The sequence below is a fragment of the Actinomycetota bacterium genome (assembly GCA_019347575.1).
Lineage (GTDB): Bacteria > Actinomycetota > Nitriliruptoria > Nitriliruptorales > Nitriliruptoraceae > JAHWKY01.
In genome coordinates this window covers 1-4602 of record JAHWKY010000090.1, presented here as the reverse complement: position 1 = coordinate 4602, position 4602 = coordinate 1, and the positions used below count along the sequence as shown (strand labels likewise).

General features: G+C 68.9%; 5 protein-coding genes. 1 reads left to right on the top strand and 4 read right to left on the bottom strand.

Going from position 1 to position 4602, the window contains the following annotated elements; translation table 11 throughout:
- Positions 1-121 precede the first annotated feature (121 nt).
- The 3 genes from KY469_22415 to KY469_22405 form a co-directional block, all read right to left on the bottom strand.
- Positions 122-2464 (bottom strand): hypothetical protein, encoded by a 2343-nt coding sequence (locus KY469_22415; GenBank protein MBW3665848.1) that lies wholly within the window; start codon positions 2462-2464, stop codon positions 122-124.
- A 282-nt stretch (positions 2465-2746) separates the two neighbouring features.
- Positions 2747-3202, bottom strand: a complete 456-nt coding sequence (locus tag KY469_22410; protein ID MBW3665847.1) for a cell wall-binding repeat-containing protein — start codon at positions 3200-3202, stop codon at positions 2747-2749.
- Positions 3199-3486 carry a hypothetical protein gene (locus KY469_22405; protein ID MBW3665846.1) on the bottom strand — a complete coding sequence of 96 codons (288 nt, stop codon included), beginning with the start codon at positions 3484-3486 and terminating at the stop codon, positions 3199-3201. Before KY469_22405 ends, KY469_22410 begins: the two co-directional genes overlap by 4 nt.
- Before the next feature lie 107 nt (positions 3487-3593).
- On the opposite strand from KY469_22405, the gene KY469_22400 reads away from it, so the two are divergent.
- Entirely contained in the window at positions 3594-3974 is a 381-nt protein-coding gene (locus KY469_22400; protein ID MBW3665845.1) for a CCDC90 family protein, read from the top strand.
- A gap of 190 nt (positions 3975-4164) precedes the next feature.
- Here KY469_22400 and KY469_22395 read toward each other — a convergent pair whose 3' ends face one another.
- Entirely contained in the window at positions 4165-4497 is a 333-nt protein-coding gene (locus KY469_22395) for a VanZ family protein (protein MBW3665844.1), read from the bottom strand.
- Positions 4498-4602 lie beyond the last annotated feature (105 nt).

Below are 4602 nucleotides of genomic sequence, written 5' to 3'. Positions count from 1 at the left end.
CGATCGACGTCGTCGATCCCGCTCACGACAACAACCCCAGAATTTCTCCGTGGTTCCGATGCTGCTGTCGTGGTTTGGGCATCGGTGTTGCGGCGGGGCCGATTCCAACCAGAGCCGCTGTTCAGTTCCTCCCGGGGAGCGTCCATGCGTTTCGCGTGCAGCGCTGTGCGACCAAGGCAGCGAGCAGTAGGACCGCCGCGGCGATCGGCAGCGTCGGGTCCGCTCCCGTGGCCGGCAATGGCTCGTCGTCCGCCTCGTCGGCCGATGCCGGCGCCTGTGTCTGACCCGCGTCGGACGCGGTGTCACGCGTCCACGTCAGGGCTCGGAGCATCATCTCCTGGCCCGCGATGGAGACCGTGTAGGCGTCGAGCCCGAACCAGTGGGCGTACTCCTCGGTGGGCTGGGGCAGCAGCGCCCCGAAGAACACGATCCGTCCCTCGCCTCGCTCGATCGTGCCGATCTCGGCGCGGTCGGTGCTATCGCCCTCGCGCTCGCCCTTCGGGCCGTCAGCCGGGTCCACCGTGCCGGCGGTCACGCCGTCGGCGGCCTCGAACGCCTCACGGTCGACGGTCCAGATCGGGGCGCTGTTCTCGGTGCCCGAGTCCTCCGTGGTGGTCCAGTAGGCGTCGCGCTCCATGAGGATCGGGTAGCCGAGGCCGATCGGGTCGTAGGTCTGACGTGCCCAGCTGTGCAGGTCCTCGGTCAGCCAGTGGTCGTCGACCAGGTCGGCGTACCCGACGTACGAGCTGGTCACGTCCGGATCGAGCCCGTCCTCACCCAGCAGGTCCGGGAGGAGTTGCAGCGCCGCGTCGGTCAGCACCAGGTTGCCGCCGTCGGATACGAACCGGCGCAACGCGTCGACGTCGTTGGTCGTGGCGTCCGCGATCACGAACGAATCGAGTGACCGGAGGGCGGCGTCCAGCTCGTCGGGCGCCACCGCGTCGACGTCGTTGGGGACCAGCTCCCGGACGTCACGCAGGTAGTCGACGTTGGCCACGTCGTACGGCGTCTGCTCGATCTGGGGGGTGAGCGGCGTGCCGGGGTGGCCGTCCGGCGGCGGGGACGGGTTGCCGTCCGCGTCGGTCACGCGCGGGACGTCCAGGAAGCCGACCCGCCCCTCCAGGTCGCGCGCGGGCGTCGGCGCCTCGTCACGGGTGGCAGCCCACACCGCGTAGGTCTGCACGATCGCGCGGACGTTGTCCTGGAGGACCTGCTGCTCCATCGGCTCCCACGGCCCGGGCCGGCAGTTGATCTCGTACGACAGGCTGGTCGCGTCCAGACCCGCGTCACTGTTCATCCACCCGCCCCAGCTGGCCGACACCGTGTAGTTGAAGGTCTCCCAGATGTGCCCGTAGGTGGCCCACTGCAGCGGGTAGAAGCCGCGTTCGTCGCGGGTGGCCTCGTCGGCGACGCCGACCGCCCGCTCGATCCCCTCGGCGCCGGGCTCGGTCGCGTACCGGGCGTGGACCTCGTCCATGTTCTGCTCGACCCGGGTGGCGAGGTCCTGGGCTCCGATGAGCTTCACCGGATCGTTGCCCTGGTCGTGCAGGAAGATGTAGCCGAACGGCACCGGCCCGTGGACGTCGGCCGCTGCCGCGAACGCTCGCCCGCCGAGCTCCTCGTCGCGGACCTGCCGTAGGTACTTGGTCGGTGCGGCGCCCTCGGGTTCGGTCAGCACCGAGTAGCCGTTGTCGTACAGCACGTCGGTCGGCGGGAAGACCCACCCGGTCTGGTAGGCGACCCGGTTGCTGTTGAACCCGCCGCCGGTGTCCTGCGAGAAGGTGCCGCCGCGGTGGTCGCCGACGATCCACCCGTCCGGGTTGACCGACAGGACGTAGATCTTGGTGCGTTCCAGCACCTCCTGGGCGGTCAGCTCGTGCTCGTCGCCGGTGAGTCCGGACGCGTCGTCGATCGTGCGGTCCGGTTCCTCGGTCGCCCAGATCAGCAGGTCCTCGATCGTGCGGATGATCCCCTCCCGACCGCACGGCTCGAGCTGGTGGGACGCCATCAGCGCGACGTACTGCTTGTCGTCATCGGGGACCGACCGGTCGGTCAGGACCGCGACGTGGAAGGGCAGCCCGTCACCGGTGTCGTCGGGGTGCCAGGCAGCCACTCCGTCCTGCCCCGTGGACACGGCGCTGGGCTCACCCAGCTCCTCATCGATCGTGGAGAACTCCAGGTAGCGCGGGTACAGATCCTCGAGGAGCTGCATCCCGTCGACGAACTCGGACACGCCGGTGGCCTCGTCGCGGCCAAACGTGATGTAGTCGACGGAGCTCGACGGCTCGAGGAAGGTCCGGCCGAGGGCTTCCCGCTCCTCCTCGGTGGTCGCTACGGGCGTCGCAGCGGCCGGTGCCACCAGTGCGAGCGTCGCCCCGATCGACAGCGCGATCACCAGGCCGGTCCGCAGGTACCTCCAACCTCGCCGTCGCTGCTCCGAACACCTGGTACTCAAGCGCGCCACGATCGTCTCCTCGCCGCGTTCCTGTGGTCGGTCTTCCAGACGTCCCCTGCGAGCTCCTGCCTACCTCCGGCGCGAGCCCCTTCGCCGTTCGGCCGTGGTCGCGGCGACCGTGAGTGCGGAGAGCTCCACGGTCGGTGACTCTCTCCAGGTCGGATGGCGGACCACCGCTGCGGCTGATACGTGTCCTGTGGGGCCCTCGCCTCGATGCCTCGGTCGACGAGGTGCCGACGGATGTCCACCTTCTTGACCGAGACTGCTCGGTGTAAGGGCGGGATCGTTCTCCTAAAGCGCCTCAGCTTCCGCGAGAACATCGGGGCAGATGGCAGTAGGTCCACCGAGAGCGGTGACGTGGGAGGGGTCGAGATCCCGGAGCGCTTCGATCACGACGTCGGGTAGCGGTCCGCATGATGGGACCAGCAGCACCGGTCCATCGGTCAGCACGCCACCGGCGACGGCGTCGACCACGTTGTCCGCGCGGGCCAAGTAGACGGTTTCCGCTCCGTTCGGGAACTGGTGCAGCGCGATGGCGGCGGCGGTGCCATATCGCGACGCACCCGACAGACGCGAAACCGGTGCGGGTGTGTTGGTGTCCGGGGTGGTGGTGTCCACGGTGAAGGTGCGTGAGGCGGGTGACGGGTCGGTGTTGCCGGCCATGTCGGAGTTGATCGTCCCCGACGGTCCCGACCCGATCGTGGTCTGAGGCGACGAGACGATGGTCAAGGTGGTGGGAAGGCTCATCGCGGACAGTTCGCTGGTGGAGTAGTAGCGGGTGTTGCCTGCGATGTCGGTGGTTCCGACGTGGTGACGGTCCAGTCGCCGGATTCGGCGTACTCGCTGAACAGGATGTCGACCGACCAGGTGCCGGAGTACTTGTCCCCTGACGTGAGGGTGGGCACCGTGGTCCCCTCGGCCTGGTTGCCGGAGGGACTCTCGAAGCGGATGAAGCCGTCCTTGACCCCGGAGACGTCGTCGGTCATCTGCAGGCTGATCGACAGCGGAGCGTCTCCGCCGGTGGTGTCCAACGGGTTCGGGTCTTGTCCACAGCTCGCCGGTCGTTCCGATTGACGCCAACACTGAGCTGCGTGAGGGTGCCGTGCATCCGTTGTCAGCGGACCTCCCGGAGGGCACGATGGCGGTCGATGAACGATCACGCCACGCGCTGCAGGGCCGCCTCGAGCAGGTGCTCGGTGCCGACCACGCGGAGACGCTGATGTCGCATCTGCGGGAAATCGGTACGGGGAAGCTCGTCACCAGGACGTACCTTGACGAGCGCCTCCAGCTCTCCGAGGAGAGGATCCTGCGCACGATCCGGGAGGAACTGCACGCCGAGCTGCAGGTCGTGCGGTCGGAGTTCCGTGAGGAGATCTCCGGCCTGCGGTCGGAGGTCCACGGTGACATTCGAGGGTTGTACGGCGAGTTCCACCGCCAGACCCGGGTGCTGCTGTTCAGCCTCCTCGGGGCGAACGCGACGTTCGCCGGTCTGGTCTTCGCGGCGGCGAGATCCGTTTAGTTCGTCCGGCTTGCCAGGGCCTGCCCCCGCCCTTCAAGACGGGCCGCACTCGACACTTGGCACGACGAGTGTCCGTGGATGACCGTGTCGAACCGGGGCTGAGGCCCTGCGCGTAACGGCCCAGCGCCGCACAGAAGATGACGTGGGAGGCCCCGGTGCGGGTCACTTGACAGCCTTGGGCGTGCGGCGGTCAGCCCCTCCCGCGGACGAACGCGGTGGCCGCGACCGCCCCCGAGGTCACATCCACGAGCCAGTCCAGGGCGGATGGATCGCGTCCGGGCACGGTGGACTGGTACGCCTCGTCGATGCCGGCGAGGCATGCGACCGCCCCGAGTGTCACCGCGGTCGCTCCCGGCACGCCGTCGAGGGCCCAGCGGAGCGCGGTCCCCAGGACGGCGTACTCGAGGGCGTGACCGACCAAACTCAGGCCGGCTGGCAGCATCGACAGGTCGTCGGCCGGGAGCGACGAGAGCGCGAGGATCGCCGCGTAGACGTCGGTCGGCAGCAGGAGTCGGACGGACACGGGTCGACGGTAGTGAGCACCGATTCGCTGTACCTGCGCTAGAGCAGCGCGTGCGTCCCGCCGACCATCGGCGGCGACACCGGGCGCCTAGAGTCGCGTGAGGTC